Here is a 19,181-nt window from a genome sequence, read left to right on the forward strand (position 1 = left end):
TTCAGGATGGGAAAAAAAATTGCTATGAAAAAGAAAAATAACGTCAAACATTGTTTAACGTTATTCAAATATAAGTTTTTTTTATGAACCCTATAATTTTGGTTTCACAAAATTTGAAAGTTTCACATTATGAGAACATATCTTTAACTTTTTCAAAGAATGACTTATCTCCAGTTTCTGGATTAGGCATAAAATTATCATCTGTTGCCATCTTCTCAAAAAACTGCTTTTGCTCTTTATTAAGTGTTTTAGGCGTCCATACATTTACGTGCACCAATAAATCTCCCTTACCGTAACCGTTTATAGATGGAATACCTTTACCACGCAAGCGTAGTATTTTACCGCTTTGCACACCTTCTTCTATCTTGATACGTACTTTACCAGTAACAGTATCAATCTCTTTTGAAGTACCTAGCACTGCTTCACTAATACTAATGTAAAGATCTAAGTGAAGGTTATCACCTTCTCTTTGTAAGAACTCGTGATCTTTTTCTTCTATTGCTACAAGTAAATCTCCTGCGATACCATTTCCTGGCGCTTCGTTACCTTTTCCAGTAACCTTAAGCTGCATTCCATCTACTACTCCTGCAGGAATCTTGATGCTTACTGTCTCCTCGTCTACAATAAGACCTTGCGCATCTGCACCATCTGGACGTTTATCAATCATTTGCCCAGCTCCACCACAAGTAGTACAAGGAGCACTCGTTTGCATGCGGCCTAAAATAGTGTTCTGAATTTTTGTTACTTGTCCAGCACCATTACAGGTAGTACATGTTTTATATGAAACTCCAGCGGCTTGCTTTTTACGTTTAACCTTGATTTTTTTCTCAACGCCGTTTGCAATTTCTTCAATAGTAAGTTTTACACGAATACGTAAGTTACTTCCTTTTACTCGACGCTGACCTCCGCCACCACCAAATCCAGAAAAACCACCTCCGCCGCCACCAAAAGCACCGCCGAAAATATCTCCAAACTGACTGAAGATATCATCCATGTTCATACCTCCACCACCGAAGCCGCCACCGCCACCTCCGCCTTCAAAGGCTTGGTGACCGTACTGATCATAACGAGCACGCTTGTTGTCATCACTAAGCACCTCGTATGCCTCTGCAGCTTTTTTAAAGTTTGCTTCTGCAGTATCATCACCAGGGTTTTTATCTGGGTGATATTGCACCGCTTTCTTTCGGTATGCTTTTTTAATTTCGGCTGCTGTGGCTCCTTTTGAGATACCTAATATGTCGTAAAAATCTTCTTTCATAATCAAAGCTCAGCGTTACTGAGCACTCTTAATCTATTGCAATCGCAGTATAAGTTTAAACAAATACTGCGATGTAAATCATTTTAAAATTATTGTCCCGTAACTACTTTAGGAAACCGGATGATTTTATCTCCCAGCTTGTATCCCTTTTCTATCACGTCTACAATTTTACCTTTCAATTTCTTGTTAGGTGCTGGTATTTGAGTTATTGCCTCATGTTGATCTGCATTAAAATCATCCCCAGCTCTCACACTCATTTCCTCAAGTCCTTTAGACTTAAGCGTCTCTTTGAATTTATTGCTTATAAGCGTCATTCCTTTTACGTGAACGTCGTCTTTATCGCCTTTGAATTCATTAAGAGCACGATCAAAATCATCTGCAACTGGAAGCATAGCTTGTATGACTTCTTGTCCTGCAGTTTTGTATAACTCTATACGCTCCTTAGTAGTACGTCTCTTATAATTCTCAAATTCGGCAAAAAGGCGTAAAAATTTATCCTTCTCCTCTGCAAGTTGATCTTGAACGATTTCTAGCTCGCTTCTTTCATCTTTTACCTCTTCAGTTGCCTCTACCGTTGCATCTTCTGCCTCGTGTACAAACTGCTCTTGAGCAGCTTCGTCTACTGTATTGTCTGGTGTTTTATCTTCTGTTGCCATAATGGTCTTAAATTCAATTTTTATTGAGGTGGCAAAAGTACTGCCAATTGTATCAAAATGTCAAAATGTCACTGGCTTTTTAAAACTTAGGGTATCGTGATTTATCAATACATTTAATCAAACCACTTCACAAAAGTAATCCTTACTTATATGTACAACTTTGACGTGCCTAGCAGTTATTTGTTTCCATCTAAGAAGAGAATACTATGCTAATTGTTACTAGAATCATTTTTTAGATAGTCATCTAAATACATCCACAACCAGAGACCACGCTCAAAGCCATACTCCTTCTTGCGTCATGTAATAAAAAAGCTATTTCTAAGCTTTGTTACGCTTTCGCGAAAGCGTACTACTATTTAAGATAACATTATGATAAGGGCTATGGATAAATGTTAATTTTGCAGTTCACTAAATAATTTTATCAAGATGAAAAAACAAATTTTAAATACACTTGCTGCTGTAGCTCTTGTTGCAGGAGTAGTTTCTTGTAAAGGAGAGAAGAACGAGACAGAAGCAAAAGATGCTCAGGAAGTAGCTGTAGTAGAAGATGCTGCAAAATTTAAGGTAGATGCTTCAAGCTCTACAATTGCATGGGTAGGAAGCAAGCCTACAGGAAAGCACAACGGAACTATCAACATAGAAAACGGTGTTGTAAATGTTGCTGGAGATGCTATTACTGGAACATTTCTTATTGACATGACTTCTATTACTGTAACTGACCTTGAGGCTGGTGACGGAAAAGAAAGTCTTGAAGGACACTTAAAAGGAATGGCAGAAGGAAAAGAAGATCACTTCTTTAACGTTGCAAAATATCCTACTGCTGCATTTGAAGTAACTGGAGTTACAGAAAAAGATGGTAAAAAAATGATGCAAGGTAACCTTACTATAAGAGACCAGAAGAAGAACATTGAGTTCCCAGTTTCTTATGCTGTAGAAGGTGAAAACATGACACTTACAAGTGAGCCATTTACAATTGATCGTACTGATTGGGGAGTAAACTACGGATCACAATCTGTATTTGACGATTTAGGAGATAAATTTATCTCTGACGATATCGAGCTTACTGTAAATCTTAAGGCTACTAAAGCTTAAGACTTCCTTTTTATAGAGCATAAAAAAAGCCACTCTCACGAGTGGCTTTTCTTTTTTTGGTTAGTCCAATAAGCTTTCTATAGCCTTGTCAATTTTTGGATATTTAAATTCATATCCATCTGTCTTAATTTTAAGAGCACTTACTTTCTGGCTTTCTAAAACTATTACTGCCATGTCGCCTAGCATGAGTTTAAGTGCAAACTTAGGGACTCTAGAGATGATAAGTGGCTTGCCCATAGTGTCTGCCACAACTTCTGTCAGCTTTTTATTTGTAACTGGGTGTGGTGCTACCCCATTATATATGCCAGCCAATTTATTTTTTAATATATGGAAGTAAATCCCTGCCATATCATCCACATGAATCCATGATTGCCATTGTTTTCCTGATCCTAGTGGTGCACCTGCTCCATATTTTACAGGTTGCATAATTTTAGGTAACGCTCCACTGTCTTTGTCAAGAATAATCCCCGTTCTCACACGGCTAGTAATGATATCAAGTTTTTGGAATTCTAAAGCAGCTTTTTCCCACTCTTCGACAACTTGTCCTAAAAATCCTTTAGCATATTCTGGATATGACTCATCATACATTTTTGTAAATGAAGATGGATATCCACCTACTGCACTAGCAGATATGTAATGCTTTATAGAAATGGGTTGGTTTTTAGACCGCTTTCGCGAAAGCGCACTATACAACAATCTCGCTGTTGTAGCTCTACTTTCAAAAATTGCTTTTTTATTTTCTGGTGTCCAGCGCTGCGCAATGGATGCTCCAGCAAGGTGGATGATAGTTTCTACTCCTTCAAAACAAGCTTCGTCTAGCTCATCTGTCTTTGTATTCCAGTAAAAACCTTTATAATTAGGTGTATCCTCAATTTTATCTTTTGAGGTAGTTAGATAATGTACACTTATGCCGTCTTTATGACATAAGTCTGTGAGTGCGCGCCCTACTAATCCCGTTGCGCCTGTAATAAGAACTTTCATTATTAATTGATTGATGAACGATAAAGGTACAAAGTAGTGTTATTTATCTTTTAACACTTGTAGGAATTTAGTGTAACTTTAACGTTACTCCTTACCGTCTACATAGTCTTGAAGGTAGCTGTAACGCTCAGTGAGCTTTCCATCTTGCGTCATTCTCGCTCGATTAAGAAGTCCTGTTTTATCTCCATTAAAAAATGCTGGAATCACATGCTTCAAGAACATCTCACCAAAACCTTCACTAGCATCCTTAGGTAATTCGCACGGGAGATTATCTACAGCCATCATAGCAATCACACCATCCTTATTATAATCATCTTCTTGTTCTGTAGCAGGATTGTACCCATAAAATGGATCTGCAATAGTAGAAGGATGAATGGTACTCGCCACTGGACCGTCTATATCGCAAGATACATCTGCAACAAGATTAATCTTAAACTCTGGATGTTTTGCATCTTCTCTAGTAAATAGATAAGGAGCACCATCACCGTAAAAATGTCCAGCAATAAAGTAATCTGTCACCTTTGCATACTTCATAAAGTCGCTCTCATATCCAGAAGGGTCTTTATAAAACTCTGATCGAGAACCTTCTGTACCATCTATACGTTTATTATACTCTAGTACGTCAATAGTACAATATACTGGCTCACTAAATTCTTCATTTAAATAAGCCTGATCTGTCACCTCCTTAATCTTGAGATGGTCTAGAATCTCTTGTGCTCCGCGGGCAACCTTTCCACTACCTGAGAGACAAATTTTAATAGCAGGAAGCTTGATTTTATCTAGTTGGCTTCTTACAGCCTCAAGATCTAATAGCGTTTCTACCTTAGGAAGTTCAAAAAGTCCATCACGTAATCCTAATAATCTAAAACCATTATATGCTCCAACAAGTCCTGCATAACGACCAAAACCAATAAGTCGTGCTCCGTTAGCCTTTGTAATCACTTCGTGATCATACATCTCTATATTCTTATCAAGTATAGCCTTGAGCAACTCTCGGTTGTATGGTTGCTTCTTAATGGTATGGCTAAAAAAGAAATACTTTTTATTAGGTACAAGCGCCTCCATAGGCACCTCCTTCACTCCAATCATCACATCTGCATCAGAGACATCTTCCTCTACATCAAAGCCATTAATGGTGTAAGCCATATCTGGAAACACTCTTATATCAGATGCTTCGACTACAAAGCTTGCATCTTCAAATTGCTCTCTTGCTTCTGCCAGTTTTTCTGGAGAAAAAACAACTCTTCTATCTGGTGGATTTTTACGTTCCTTGATAATTGCAAATTTCATAGTGTGTGAAGTTTTGGCAGTGTCTGTAGTTGGTACAGCTTTTGCATAATATTAATAGCAAATATAAGCTTTAGTAGTATATTTGTAGTTCCGCTTTCGCGAAAGCAAGGTGGAAATTTTAATACTGGGGTCGACTGGTTTTGACAGCGAGACCAATAGTATTGTAAGCGTGTCGAGCGCTGGAAAACAGCTCGTAAATCTCATTTTTCATCTTTTTAAACGGCGAGAACAACTACGCCCTAGCTGCATAATCTGAATTATAGTAAGATTACGCCTCGGTCTACAAGGTAGACAAGCAGGAAGTCACTCGAGAGCCTTGGTTTACGGCAATCGATATAGTGACTTCGTAAAAGTAAACCTATCCCTCGTAGGGCTTTGATGCGAGAGAGACACCTAATTGAAGATAAGGGGTGCGTTGGTAGTTTCTAACCGGCAATCTCACGAAAATTTAAACAGAAACTACACACGTAGAAAGCAGTAATATTGCTTGTTTGGACGAGGGTTCGAATCCCTCCGACTCCACTAATTGAGTATCAAAACTCAATAAAAAATCCCGTAAACATCTAGTTTACGGGATTTTTCACTTCTATAAATGTCTGTTAACATCACCGAAATGAAATCCTACATCATATTGTACAGCGTTGATTAAAAGTTTTTACTGTAGTATTTTGAAATAATTGCAAATCAATTATCTTATTGTTTTGATTTTTGCTTTGCGTCCTTATGAGCATTGTCTTGCACTGCATTTTCTTTATTAGAAAGTGTATTGCCTCCAGCTTTATTAGTCTCTCCAGCGTCCCTTTTAGGTTGGGATGAATCCTTGTTTTGATCTCCGTATTGATTTATGTGCTTATCCTTGTGCACACCGTGCTCTTTATTGTCAAGATCTGCTGCTCTTTTAGTATTGTCCATAGTGCTTATTATATTAGTTTTCTTTTTATTTTCTTCAAATTTGGAACAAACTCTTTTTTAAAAGATCGTTTGTTCTTTATCCAGTCATAGGTATAATAACCTAGTTGAGCGACTGTCACTATTCTGAATATTTTTCCTACTATTTTCATGTGATCCGTTTTAGTTTCACATAAATTTAATCGGACACTAATATAATTTAAGCTAGATTATGACATTTTAACTAGCAACCGTTAAAGACCTCTAAATGATTGGCCTACAGCGCTATCAATTTAAGTTTTATTAAAGAAAAATGATACAGTATTAAAAATGACCTAGCTCAAAGACAATCACAATTTTCAAATTCTCATGATGAGAGCTTCTACTAACTAAGGAGCTATAAGCTTATCAATAGTTCCCATCGCATCAAACAGCGAATTAAATTGATAATTAGTTTGACTAATGATATTTTCGGAAACTACACAATGTGATTGTATGTAAACAGATTTCATACCTGAATTTAAAGCTGCTTGTAAGCCTAGCTCACTATCCTCAAAGATGTAAACATCTTTAAAGTCAGCGGGTTTTATATTTAAACTATTTGCCAACTTTAAATAAGGTTCTGGATTAGGTTTTGGATTTACATAATCTTCATAGCCGTACATCACAGGTACTTCAAACTTCCAGAATTTTATACAGTCTTTTACAAAGTTACTGCTTGCATTACTGGCTATACCATAGGGTATATTGCGCTTTTTCAGATATTCAAAGAGCTTTCCTACACCATTATAATGTTCTACTTCATCAATATGCTCAGTTAGGTAATTGTTTTTAACTGTTAGTAGCTCCTCGGCTTGAGAGTGACTTCCAAATTTTTCACACAATATCTCTGATATGATTATTGGTGATGCGCCAGATTTAATATCACCAGAAGTTATTACCACAGTAGCATCCAGCACCTCCTTTACAGCAAACTTCCAAGAGGCAAAATGTATGTGCTTACTATAAGCTATCACTCCATCAAAATCAAATAATACTCCTTTAACCATCAATTATAATTTTTCTGAGAAAATAGAAGCTAAATACTTGTTTAAAAACTTGTTTGTAGGATCCATAGACTTACGTAAATCTTTAAAAGCATTCCACTTTGGGTAGAGTTTAGTTAGCTCTGGATCTTTAGCGGCAAAGCGCTTTCCCCAATGTGGTCTTCCTCCATATTTAAGAAAAATGTCTTCTACCGTTTTAAATGCTTCATAACTATCTGCACTAGATGCATCTCTTGAAACGCAACCCATGGTAACCGTTTTTCTCTTGTAAGCATTACTCAACCAGCTATCATCACTATCTACAAAACGCACATCCATAGGTATGTGGATGAATGATTTATTTTTAAAACTATTTATTGTTTCAGATAGTTCTTTGAGCAAAGAAGGGAATTTATCAAAATCAACTGTCCACTCCGCAAGTTCAAGCGTTGATCCTCTAGATTTTGTAACAGTAGCCTGATATAAATTCCCTTTGTGTTCTTTTCTACTTTTAAAAAATCGCTGGTAAAGAATTTTATTTGCAAAATATATAGTCCAAGGAGCTGTCTTAGTCAGCTGATATAAAAATTTTGAAGCCTTTCTTCTATTTTTCAAATATGCAGGTCCTAGATCTTCTTCGACATGTTGATCTTTTGGAATCTTCTTCCCCTTTATCACATAACCCATCCCTGTATGAGGAAGCCATAATATTCTTAAGAAATCATGGTTAGATAAATAGTCACCTAGGTTTTTCGTCCATGTAGCATCACTCTCAGGTTCTTCAACCAGATGTAGTGTGTATGATTCCTCACATTGCAGTGTAATTGTAGAGAAAGCACCTAGAACTCCCAGAGATACTCTCACAGCATCCATGAGCATATCATCTTCATTAATCACCTGGATTGTACCATCTGCTTGGATGAGTCTACAACTCGTCATATATGACGAGATAAGTCCTCCATTAGTACCATGTGTTCCAGTTGCTAAGGCTCCACCTAATGTAATAGTGTTGATGTCTGGCAGACAAGGAATACACCAATCTAAACTCTCTATTTTTTCTAGAAGGTCTTTAAGCTCAATTCCAGATTGGACAGTTATTTTTTTAGATGCTTTATCAACATCAATTATCTGATTATAATTCTTGATATTAATAAGTGAGTCAGTCCCAGCAGCAATATCTGATGAGGATTGTTTAGAACCGTAGAACCTGACATTGTCAGAGTTCTTAATGGCATCTGCAAATTCTTCTTCTGTAGTGATATCATAGCTATTTATAAATGAATGTTTTACATTTTCATTCCAGCTAATCCAAGTATTTTCTTTCTTCAATTTTTTTATTGCAAAGTTATATTGAATTTTAACAAATTACTATCGTAATTGAACCTTTAATTAACTCTAACAAATCATTAAAGATAATTTTACATTAAGGTTATGCAACTATGTCTGTGGAGTTACTTTATGTAATATTAATCAAGAACTTTTATGATATTTCTATTTATTTACTGTGCACAGTGTACACTATTGAGTCGTATTTTTCTTGAAAATATAAAACGACACCTCCGCAATGAACTCCATAACTCCTAAAACCTCTTACCAGCCTGAGGCGGAATCTTTACATTAAACTAAACTATCATTGTTAGATAGACTATAGCATACGCTTTCGCGAAAGCGTAACTATCCACATCAATATTTTTTACTTACAAACCCGTTATTTCCCACTTACAAAATATAATATCTTTGAGGGATGCAGAAATCGATTTTCAGATCGCTCATTTTATTGATTGTGCTCACTGTGAGTACCTTTTGGCTAGTTCCATTACAGGCGCAAGAGGCAGTAGACAGTACGCAATATTATTTTAGGATTATTGCATATCCACAAAACACTCAGGATATTGCTGAGGGAATTAATTACTTTAAACGCCAACTTGAAAATCCTAATAACGATAAAGCCCGCAATAACTATTACTCTGAGCTTATATCCTTAGGATATTTTAATAATGGTGACATTTTTGAGAGCGAAAAAGCCACCATTAATCTTTTAAAAAATATTCCTGTAACAGATACACAAACCATCGTTCGTCTCAGAAATAGACTGGGTAGGTTGCACAGAAGTCTTAACAATCTGCCACTAGCTCTAGAAAACTACCAGCAAGCACTGGCGATGGCTACAAAAAAGGAAGATAGTATTACCATTTCAAATAACATCGCCACCATTTATATGGAGCGCGCATCCTATGAGGAAGCTGCTCAAGTCTTAAGTCCCTTTATGAAGGATACAGACCGCATAGAATATAATAACACGCTGGCAACCATATATGACAACTATGGATATAGTGTAACTCAAATAGGTGATTTCAAGGGTGAGATACTAATGCTAGAAGCGCTAACCATTAATGAAAAAGGTAATAATATAACGGGAAGTTTTTCTACAAATAGACATCTAGCACACTATTACCACAAGCAAGGCAAAGAAGCACTAGCCAGAAAACATGCTCTTCTAGCAAAAGATATTGCTTACAGCCTCGATAATCCTAGATATAAATTAGAAGCCCTCGGACTGGCAATTGATATAGGCACAACAGCAAATGCCGTTGTATTTAAAAAACTCTCAGACAGCTTAGACAAAGTAGAAACTCTTCAAGAAAATAAATATGTAGCTCAAAAATATGAATACGCCACTTTCCAGACTCAAGCAAAGGAAAGCGAGCTCATAGCAGAACAGGAGAAAGTTAATAAAACACGCTACCAGTTTTTAGCGCTATTTATTGCAATAGTCACAGTAGGTATTATCATCTTCCTTTCGTTACGTCATAAAAGAAAGCGTCTTGAACAAGTATATATCACAGAAACAAAAATCTCAAAGAGATTACATGACGAAGTTGCAAATGATGTGTATAAACTAATCTCACAAGTGCAAACTAACACGTACAATGAAAGTCATTTACTAGATAATCTAGAGCATATTTATAGTAGAACTCGAGATATTTCTAGAGAAAACAGTTTTATTGAGACAGAAGAATCTTTCCACACGACCTTACGAGATTTGTTATTAAGTTATAAAACTCCTTCTCTCAATATCATCACAAAAGGTATCGACAAGGTAGATTGGAATGAAATTTCAAAAGTCCACAAAACCACTATTTATAGGGTCTTACAAGAACTCATTACAAATACTAATAAACATAGTAAAGCATCTATAGCCTTTGTTGAGATTTCAAAGAAAGGTAAGAAACTGCATATTCTATATAAGGATAATGGTATAGGCGGCGCTATAAATTCTAAAAATGGTTTGCTCAATGCGGAATCCCGTATAGAAGCTTTAAAAGGAACAATTACTTTTGAAAGTAAGTCTAACCAAGGTTTTAAAGCACAGATCAACATATAATGTTTCAAAAAGTAATTATAGCAGACGATTTAGGAAGTATTAATGAAGGTGTACAACACATTCTCACTACCTATCAAGTACCCTACATAAAGCAAGTTCAATATTGTGATGAGGCATATAAACTCATTAAAAAAGCAGCGATGGATGGTAAACCTTATGACCTCATAATTTCTGATCTTTCATTTGTAGCAGACCACCGCAAGCAGCAATTTGCATCTGGAGATGATCTTGCTGCTACTTTAAAGAAAGAACATCCTGAGCTCAATATTATCATTTATTCTGTAGAAGATCGCTTCCAGCGTGTGAGGCAGTTATATAATGATACGCATGTAGATGCCTTTGTATGCAAAGGGCGAGAAGGAATCTCAGATCTTAAAGAGGCAATCACAACTGTTTTTAATGGAGAGCGTTATGTCTCTCCGCGCGTTGCTATGGCAATGTCTGATAATGAAGATTTACAAATAGATGAGTACGACATCACCCTCATGCGATTACTTTCTTATGGCTACTCTCATGATGAAATAAGTAAAGAACTCGTCGCTCTTAACGAGTCTCCATCAAGTCTAAGTGCTATTGAAAAAAAAATGAGCAAACTCAAAATTCAGTTTAGAGCAAATAACGCTGTTCATCTTGTTGCGTTGGTAAAAGATTTAGGTATTATCTAAGTAATAATTCGTAAATACGACCATAATGCGGTTTCCCGTAACATTGTTATATTAAAATCTCGTAATCTTATCACGACTTAAAATCATGGGGGATTTAAGTCAAGGATTGTTTGTAGAGGATGTTCATTTGGACATCCTCTCTTTTTTTTACAAATAACTGACAATCAAATATCCACAAAAATACAAATGTTAAATAGCAAAAAAATAGATTTGAATAAAGGAAATCCGTAAAACACCTATGAAAAAAACACGTATCCTTGTCACAGCTTAGTTGCTAGGGGTTTCTAGGCTAAATTTGTTTGTACAGGGTATCCACTTGGGTACCCTTTTTTTATGATTCTATTTCATGATTTTTATGAATCCGCTTTCGCGAAAATTTAAAAAAACAAAAAAAAACGCTCAAATAAAGGAAATCCGTAAAATACCTATTCAAAAAACACGTATTCTTGCTAAGACTTAGTTGCTAGGGGTTTCTAAGTCAAGATTATTTGCATTTGGCACCCACTTGGGTGCCTTTTTTTTGGAGCTAATTAAACTTAGAAAATTCGCTTTCGTGAAAGTAAAAAACACTAGACGACGATACTTACCGACAATTATTAAGTGTTAAAACCGAGCATCTAAAAAATAAAAAGGAGCAAATGCGGTTTCCCCTACATTATATGTATATAAAGCTCGTGTACTTGTCACGGCTTAGTTGCTAGGGGTTTCTAAGTCGGGATTGTTTGTAGAGGGTTTCCATCTGGAGACCCTTTTTTTTTGTACAGAAATTATCTCAAAACTTAGGAGTGATTACTACACCTCTTAAAATAATTTCCAATAAAATTTTCAGAATACGGTTACCCGTAAAGAAGTGTGCTTTGATAAAATTATGTTTGCCGCTCAACGTCGGAACAAGCCGAAAAAAGACACAAAACAGAAGTAGGTAACATCTAATATCAAGATTATTTATGAAAAAAATGTACCTTTTACTAGCGCTAGTAGCACTGTTGATGACTAGTTGTGCTTCACACTTTGGCTTACCAAAAAATTACAACCAAAACACTACAGAAGTTGTTCTTACCAAGAAAAACTTTAAGGTTGTAAAGATGGTAAAAGGAGAAGCGGAAGCTACTTATATTTTTGGAATAGGCGGACTAGCAAAAAACGGACTTGTTGCTGAAGCAAAAGCAAAAATGCTTTCTGGCGCTGGAATGGATGGAGCTGCAAGAAGCGTAGTAAATGAGGTGGTAGAAGTAAAAACTTCTGGTTTCTTATTTGTGAGTAAATACAAAGTGATTGTATCTGCTCAAATTATTGAGTTTGTAGAGTAGTTTATCGCTGCATCAATGGGTTTGGATTGTGATTTAAATTACAATCCAAATCTTTTTTTAACTTAAGTATCTCGCTTAAATTAATATTTTGAAAAGCAAAAAGATAACGTATGGCCTCACGGTATAAAATCCAATCATGGTAACTGGCGTAGCTATGTCTTATTCATACCTTGATAATTTAATGAATGTGCATAAGAACTTAAGTTATCGTCGTATTAAAAGTATGTTTGCGCCCCCGGTAAATGGCATTATAGATAAGTATGAAATACTCTTAAGCGGTAAGCATTAATCCTTTCTATTTATCTACCCTTATGCAGCAGAAGATAAATTCACAATAGCTGAAATCTTTGAGACATTAAAAAATCAAAAGTAACATTACATTTATACTCTTATTCTACAACAAAGGCATCACCTTAGTTTAATTATCGTGGTTTTCATTCATCATAATTAGTCTAAAACCCATCCCATTTTCGCGAAAGCGAACCTCAACACCTTCTTTTTTCTTTCTATTCTATTCTCATCAAAAATGAGCAAGCTCAAAACTTTAGAGCTACAGCTATTCGTTTTGTGTATTTTATCGATTAATAATGTATTTCATAGAATACACACAGCTCATCATTTTAAAAATGATGGAGAAGATCATGTATAGCTAATTTAGCAGTGCAGAATGACTTACTTACCTAGCATAGCGAGTGTTACTCGAAGATCTAGTACAGAAAAAGAAGTATGATTATCCCTGCAGAGAAGATGTTTTTATAGATTGTTTATTAGATTGAATTCCCCCAAATTTTCAATTTGGTTTTGAGTAATGATTTGTTACCATACTTAATTTAACCTCATTGTTTTGCAAAGGCTATCCACACGGATAGCCTTTTGTGATTTATACAAATTCGTAAAGCAAATAGATACGTTGTAATCTTTGCAATTACTTGATGATAGCTTTATTCAAGCGTATAAATACCCATCCAAAGAAGAGCATAAAAAGAAAGTCATTAAGACCATAAATGCTATAAAACACTCCTGCAAGAGCGTCTCGCTCGTACACCGCAGTAATTGAATGACTGGTAAACCACTGTAGATATACAATCACGTAAGCCAACTTCTCTACAGCAAATACCGCTATGAGCCATGGCACAGCTGCATAGCTTTTTGCAACTGTTATATACGCAAGTCCCCATAAAACGATAGCTATAAGTCCAAAGTAGCCCATGACCTCTGGCTGAGCATCCATCATTACCTGATTTGTAAATCCTTTCGATAATAGTAAAACACCTAGAACATTAGAGAGGCCGGCCATAACAAAAAGCTTAGAAATAGTCTTTGCGTTCATCGATTAGTGTATTAAAATGTATTAGACAATAAGTCAAGATAGGCAATTAGTCCATCACACTCCTTCTAGTCTAGGAGCTACCCATAAATAGCCCATTGCGAGTATAAATATGATAAATAACCATAAACATTCTACAGGTTTCAATACCGTGTAAGTATCTGTGTTTTTTTGTGCTGCTGTAAATGTGCGTTTATTATATGCGATTTGAGTAGATGTTTTTAGCGTTTTCCAATCAGTCTCGAGCGGAATGTAATAGCTTTCAACTGCGGTGCTATCTTGCGCTAGACGTAATTCATTCCAACCTGTGTATGCTGGGTAGACCATTCCCTCCCATTGGTCTTGCAGCGATACATCTTGTCGTAATGGAATTGCAACTTGCTCATTATTTAGAACCTTTAGAGCTGGTATTTCTGTACGTAGCTTAAAGCGAAAAGGTGCATCCTTTACCCCTAACTCTTCTTGAAATTCCCAATGTACAGCAGGTAATTTTTTCTGACTTACCGCGCTCAGTATGGAAGTCCATAAGTAATTATAAGCAGGCTCATTACCATCAAGCACTAACTGATAAGTATCTGTAAGTGTTGTACTTCCCCATCTACCAGCACCCCGTTGAGCATAAGCTGCCCAAACATTTCCATCTTTTGAAATAATAGGTTGTACTAGTGCTCCAGTGTCAAAACTATGTTGCAGAGTAGCCATCTTAACCTTTGGCCAGGCTGAGAGTGAGGCTTCTTTTTTATTGTTTCGCTTAAAGCGAAAACCAAATTGTTTACCATTATCTACTACCGCTACATCTGGCTGTATAAATACACCGAGACCTTCACGCGATACTTGATTATTAAGTGCTCTGCGAGAACCGCTAGACAATCCACTATAAGAACTAGCATCCATAATCACCACATCAAATGCTGAAAGATTTGCGCTCGTAAATCCATAAATAGTCCCTTGCTTCCTATTGAAATTCTCAAATTTGTACCGTTCCTTGGTAAGCTGACTGCGTACTAGCACTTCGTGCCCTTCGTCTGCTAGGTAATTTTTTAAGTACTTAGTTTCAAACGTGGGGAAACCATTTATAATTAAAACACGCAAGCCTTCTTTTTCTTTGATAATTAGAGGTAATGGATCTTCAGTAATAATTGAACCCAGACTGTCTTTTTCAATAAGTTTATACACATACCTTCCACTTACTGAAGTTGTGGCTTGTAACTCAAAATCAAATGCATCACCTCCAGAAACCATTACCGAATCAAGAGCATTTCCTCCAGCATCTTCTAACACCAAGTGATTTCCTTTAATAGGCGATGTATATATCCCGCGAACTGAAAGGGAATCTCCTACGGTTGCCGATTTATTATAAGCGAGTTTTGTAATACCGTTCAATCTTTCACCAGTTAAATAGGTAGTTGCAATATCTTGTAATTGCCAAATATCATAAGTGGCAATACCATTGCCTAGTATATAAGCAGTACTTATAGCCTCAAGTTGTGAGGGATTAAAACTATCACCATCATACTTGATAATTTCTACGTCCTTGTAGAGAACCTGTAAACTATCTACCTGCTGTTTTTTATATGCTTCTGTGAGAATTATACCAACGCCCTTTGTACGTGGTACTGCTGTTACTGGCTGCAATAACATCATTACAAGACTAGCTACTGCAATAAGTGCAACTATTGCCTTTATTATTACATATTTGGTACGTGTAACGCGAAGTTCTTTCCATATAAAAAGACCCCATAATATTACGGCGCCAGCAATTACAGGCAACATCCACTCTTCATGTATAAATGATATATTATCGATCACCCGTCTGTAGTTCTTTAATGAATATATCTTCTAGTTTTCCTCTGTATGGCTTAGGAGTAATTGGCATTACATCAATTACTGGCAATGCTTGTAATAAACCGCGCTGTACTTGTCGCAGTGTAGTTGCTGGTTGTTGCTTTTCTTCTGTGAGCCATTTAAGTTTTTGCAAGGTGTTAAGATGTCTTGCAGGTTCTTGTATTGCAATTATTGCTAGCTCCTCACCAGCCCTAGCAAGTATCGTCTTATCTGAAGCTGTCAAAGCTGTTTGATCAGCAATATGCTTTTCAAGAAGCGCAATACTTTGCTCCATACTTACATAGGGATTAGTGGCCGCTATTTGTTCGGTTTTGTAAAAATTTTCAATCTCCTTGAGATCTCCAGAAAGTCGCTTGTCTTCCTTAATAGGCGGCGGATCAAAACCTATGCGGTGCACATAAATACGCGCACTATTTTTAATGTCTTGTATTAATGTCAATGCCCTGTATTGATAAGGTAGTGACACTCTAGGATCTGCAAGACGAAGGTGTAGCTCTGCATCCCACATTTCGGCCATGGCTTGTTTGAGTTTGCCGCGCAAGGATTCCGTAAAAAGTGTTGATTCTTCAGGGTCATCGTGATTGTGCACATATCCCTCGAGAATAGATTTTTCACCTTTCTCTTCTGTGCCTTCATCATGATCATGCTCTTCTGGAACGAGGTTATGCTCATTCTCACTATCGTGATCATGTCTAAAACCTGCAGTGGGATCATCTGCATCAAAATCTTCGTGAGAAATATCTGGAGTTACAGCGATACCAGAATCTGCCTCATCACCCATAAACTGCCCGTACTTTAATCGTAATGCTTTCTGATCAAAACCTAGATCATTACTTCGAGTTTTAAACTCTTCCTCTGTGAGTTGTGGTCGTTCTTCTATGAGTTTCTCCGTATCGATAATCAACTGTCGCTGGCTCCTAAAGTAATCGGGCATCAAATCTGCTCCTAGAGTTCCTTCTACTCCAAAACCATCGCTCACCGTATCTTTTATTACTGCAAAGAATGTCTCGCTTCGGGTAATATTAGGTCTTGGTATCTTTTGATCACTTACCTCAACATAAAAATACAACTCATCTCCCAGCTCCATTTTCAGCTGATCTAAATTAAGAGTCTTAGATAATCGCATGGATTTCTCACCTACTTGAACCGACTGATTAAAAGCCAACTTTTCCTCTCTAAATTTTACAGACTCTCCTTCGCCTTTACTTACCGTGGCAATAATGTGTGCTGCTGCCACTCCATAATCGTCACTTATTTCGGCAGTAAATGAGAGCTTTTTATTATCCGCATGATCAAATGACGTGAACTGTGGGATGTTTTTAATTTCTACTAATGGCGCTTTGTCTTTCACCACTTCAATCGCATAAATATCTGATGCGTAGCTAGCTCCAAGTGTATCTGTAAATTTAAAATTATAGTAGCCAGATTGGGTGGGTTTGTACGCTTTCGCGAAAGCGGTACCATTACCTCTCATCTCATCATTAACCCCTATCCCTTCTACTATAACCTCACTTACCTTACTGTCAAAATCCAATTGCCAATACAGCTGTGATCCCTCAACTGCCTTTGCATTCATCAAACTAGACGTACGTGAACCAAGTTTTGTGTAAGCTGGATAACGAATGGCAAGCTTCTGATTAATGAGCACAGGCGGCTTATATGCCGGAGCAACAGAATCTGTCACAGAAAATGTCATTATCTCCTGCTCAGGTGTAGTTCCATTAGTACGATTTATGCTCTTTCCAAATGCATAAAAAACTATGACACCGATTAGTATTAATGCGCTTGCTGTAATCGCAGCATATCGCAACCTCGTTTTAGGTTTGACAGTGGTAATTTGCTGTGATAAGAGTGTGGTAATTTTCTGTTGTTGTAATTGTGCAAGCCCAGACATTCCATCTGGCGAAGCCAACAATAAACTACTACTATATTCAGCATTATCGAGATGTTTATCAATGTAAGCACTCACTGTGCTTAGATTGATTCTCCAAGGTTTAATCACGAGCACTGCTATTGCAGTTACCACTATAAAAGCGACAACACCTATTATTGGGTTTCTAGTAATAAATGCGCCACAAAGTCCAGCTCCGATACCATAAAGCACGGCTTCTACACCTCGCAATAACTGCCAGCGCTTCTTGTAATTTTGTATGAGTTGTATCCCTTCTTGCATTATTGTTTACGTATTCTAGATAGTATGCGCTCGCTTATGAGGAGTACTAAAAGCAGTATCCAGAAGGTACTTGACATATCTGCTTTTACCTCTTTTTTCATTGTGGTAGCAGGAATATTAATGGTTTGTAGTTGCTCTAAACTCATCACCCGATTATCAAGGTCTGCTATTTTTGTATTTAATTCTTGGTCAAGATGGAGCCATGTAAGTAATTGTGTTACTAGCGGCTCTTCTGTTATGAGTTTTGGCGTTAGTTTCTTTGTCAGTATCGACGTAGTTGCTGCAGGTCCTGGTACAATAAGCGAATTTGCAATTTCATTCGGTCGATAATATAGCGTAGGCATCTCGCTATCTACCAAAGGATTACCACTCAAGTTAATCAAATAATCAATAGTCGTCGTATCCCTTTGATCACCTTCTAATATTGTAGTAAATGCAATCTCTCTCTGAGTAAACTGACTAATCGCACGTAAGGCAGCCTCTAGATAACTACGTTCGGCATCATGTTTTTTATTATAGATAATTGTAATCTCAATAGGAGAATACTCTTTAATGGCAATGGTTCTAGAAATACCATTCGTTCTGATCTCGACGCTGTCTTTTGCAAGATTTAATGCTGCATCACGTATCGCTACTTTCTCTTTATTTATACCAAGTAGTTGCGCCTCGCTTAAGACATTAATGATTTCTAAACTATCCTTACGAGCAATTGCGACTAGTGACTGCTCATCCTGCTTATTAGTTTCCACAAGAATCCAAGTGATGTTCTTTTTTATAGTAGGCCTTTTGCCTTGTAACGCTTTCGCGAAAGCGTGTGTAAAAACCACAATACTATCTGCAGCTAACTCTTCCATCTCTCTTGCGAGCTGCCAATAATTAGGCACCACCTCTTTATTTGCTATTACATCTCCAGTCTCCCACAGTGGAAAATCTTCTTGTAATAATCGCCTTCCTTCCAGCGGTATTTGTTCAAATCTCGCTAGACCATCTGCTGAGGAAAGTAGCGAAGGCTCAAAGAGATAAGCAACCTCCTCCTTATCGGGAGCTTTTGTAATATGAGGTTCTGCAAGAATCACAACCAGCGTGCTAATAATCAAGCAACGCAATAGTAGCAGCCACCATTCATTAAGCTGGATACTATTACTCTCTTTAGATTTTGTGGGCGCGATAAATTGTATACTGCCCACTTTTATGGTGCGCACCTTCTTGCGACTCCACAAGTGGATGATAATCGGGATTGCGAGTGCGAGTAGTCCCCAGAGATATGATGGCTGTAGTAGTGTCAT

At 37.0% G+C, this 19,181-nt stretch carries 15 protein-coding genes and 1 other RNA gene; 5 read left to right on the top strand and 11 right to left on the bottom strand.

The genetic code is table 11. The features are described 5' to 3' along the window. Nucleotides 1-127 precede the first annotated feature (127 nt). Complete coding sequence (gene dnaJ / locus SJY37_RS00530) at nucleotides 128-1,258, bottom strand: molecular chaperone DnaJ (protein WP_298328325.1); 1,131 nt, start codon at nucleotides 1,256-1,258, stop codon at nucleotides 128-130. An 89-nt stretch (nucleotides 1,259-1,347) separates the two neighbouring features. Next, on the bottom strand, nucleotides 1,348-1,914 hold the full coding sequence (locus SJY37_RS00535) for a nucleotide exchange factor GrpE (RefSeq protein ID WP_298328328.1): 567 nt from the start codon (nucleotides 1,912-1,914) through the stop codon (nucleotides 1,348-1,350). 426 nt (nucleotides 1,915-2,340) lie between these two features. On the opposite strand from SJY37_RS00535, the gene SJY37_RS00540 reads away from it, so the two are divergent. Next, nucleotides 2,341-3,006, top strand: coding sequence for a YceI family protein (locus tag SJY37_RS00540; protein ID WP_298328331.1), 666 nt, complete (start codon nucleotides 2,341-2,343; stop codon nucleotides 3,004-3,006). Between the two features lie 60 nt (nucleotides 3,007-3,066). On the opposite strand, the gene SJY37_RS00545 is transcribed toward SJY37_RS00540, so the two are convergent. Both SJY37_RS00545 and SJY37_RS00550 read right to left on the bottom strand, forming a co-directional pair. Then, nucleotides 3,067-3,987 carry a TIGR01777 family oxidoreductase gene (locus SJY37_RS00545; protein WP_298328333.1) on the bottom strand — a complete coding sequence of 307 codons (921 nt, stop codon included), beginning with the start codon at nucleotides 3,985-3,987 and terminating at the stop codon, nucleotides 3,067-3,069. 84 nt (nucleotides 3,988-4,071) lie between these two features. Beyond that, the gene (locus SJY37_RS00550) at nucleotides 4,072-5,277 is read right to left on the bottom strand and encodes an NAD(P)-dependent oxidoreductase (RefSeq protein WP_298328336.1); all 1,206 of its coding nucleotides are present in this window, start codon (nucleotides 5,275-5,277) and stop codon (nucleotides 4,072-4,074) included. A 126-nt stretch (nucleotides 5,278-5,403) separates the two neighbouring features. Here SJY37_RS00550 and ssrA point away from each other — a divergent pair. Further along, nucleotides 5,404-5,802, top strand: a transfer-messenger RNA (tmRNA) gene (gene ssrA / locus SJY37_RS00555). Between the two features lie 168 nt (nucleotides 5,803-5,970). Here the strand turns inward: ssrA and SJY37_RS00560 are convergent. The 3 genes from SJY37_RS00560 to SJY37_RS00570 form a co-directional block, all read right to left on the bottom strand. Then, on the bottom strand, nucleotides 5,971-6,189 hold the full coding sequence (locus SJY37_RS00560) for a hypothetical protein (protein ID WP_298328440.1): 219 nt from the start codon (nucleotides 6,187-6,189) through the stop codon (nucleotides 5,971-5,973). A 365-nt stretch (nucleotides 6,190-6,554) separates the two neighbouring features. After that, nucleotides 6,555-7,214, bottom strand: coding sequence for an HAD family phosphatase (locus tag SJY37_RS00565; RefSeq protein ID WP_298328442.1), 660 nt, complete (start codon nucleotides 7,212-7,214; stop codon nucleotides 6,555-6,557). A 3-nt stretch (nucleotides 7,215-7,217) separates the two neighbouring features. Next, a complete protein-coding gene (locus tag SJY37_RS00570) occupies nucleotides 7,218-8,519 on the bottom strand; it encodes a D-arabinono-1,4-lactone oxidase (protein WP_298328445.1) in 1,302 nt (433 codons plus the stop codon). Nucleotides 8,520-8,934: 415 nt separating this feature from the next. On the opposite strand from SJY37_RS00570, the gene SJY37_RS00575 reads away from it, so the two are divergent. From SJY37_RS00575 to SJY37_RS00585, 3 genes are all read left to right on the top strand, one after another. After that, nucleotides 8,935-10,575 (top strand): hypothetical protein, encoded by a 1,641-nt coding sequence (locus SJY37_RS00575; protein ID WP_298328447.1) that lies wholly within the window; start codon nucleotides 8,935-8,937, stop codon nucleotides 10,573-10,575. After that, nucleotides 10,575-11,240: a response regulator gene (locus SJY37_RS00580; protein WP_298328450.1), complete on the top strand. Its 666-nt coding sequence runs from the start codon at nucleotides 10,575-10,577 to the stop codon at nucleotides 11,238-11,240. The genes SJY37_RS00575 and SJY37_RS00580 overlap by 1 nt, the downstream gene beginning before the upstream one ends. Before the next feature lie 947 nt (nucleotides 11,241-12,187). After that, a complete protein-coding gene (locus SJY37_RS00585; RefSeq protein WP_013751496.1) occupies nucleotides 12,188-12,550 on the top strand; it encodes a DUF6567 family protein in 363 nt (120 codons plus the stop codon). Between the two features lie 925 nt (nucleotides 12,551-13,475). Here SJY37_RS00585 and SJY37_RS00590 read toward each other — a convergent pair. The 4 genes from SJY37_RS00590 to SJY37_RS00605 are packed head-to-tail and all read right to left on the bottom strand — an operon-like array spanning nucleotide 13,476 to nucleotide 19,181. Further along, nucleotides 13,476-13,880: a hypothetical protein gene (locus SJY37_RS00590; protein WP_298328455.1), complete on the bottom strand. Its 405-nt coding sequence runs from the start codon at nucleotides 13,878-13,880 to the stop codon at nucleotides 13,476-13,478. Between the two features lie 54 nt (nucleotides 13,881-13,934). Continuing rightward, entirely contained in the window at nucleotides 13,935-15,686 is a 1,752-nt protein-coding gene (locus tag SJY37_RS00595; protein WP_298328458.1) for a hypothetical protein, read from the bottom strand. Then, nucleotides 15,676-17,895 carry a DUF4175 family protein gene (locus SJY37_RS00600; RefSeq protein ID WP_298328460.1) on the bottom strand — a complete coding sequence of 740 codons (2,220 nt, stop codon included), beginning with the start codon at nucleotides 17,893-17,895 and terminating at the stop codon, nucleotides 15,676-15,678. Before SJY37_RS00600 ends, SJY37_RS00595 begins: the two co-directional genes overlap by 11 nt. Next, on the bottom strand, nucleotides 17,895-19,181 hold the full coding sequence (locus tag SJY37_RS00605) for a BatA domain-containing protein (RefSeq protein ID WP_298328463.1): 1,287 nt from the start codon (nucleotides 19,179-19,181) through the stop codon (nucleotides 17,895-17,897). Before SJY37_RS00605 ends, SJY37_RS00600 begins: the two co-directional genes overlap by 1 nt.

It is taken from the genome of Dokdonia sp. R78006 (assembly GCF_042466145.1).
GTDB lineage: Bacteria > Bacteroidota > Bacteroidia > Flavobacteriales > Flavobacteriaceae > Dokdonia.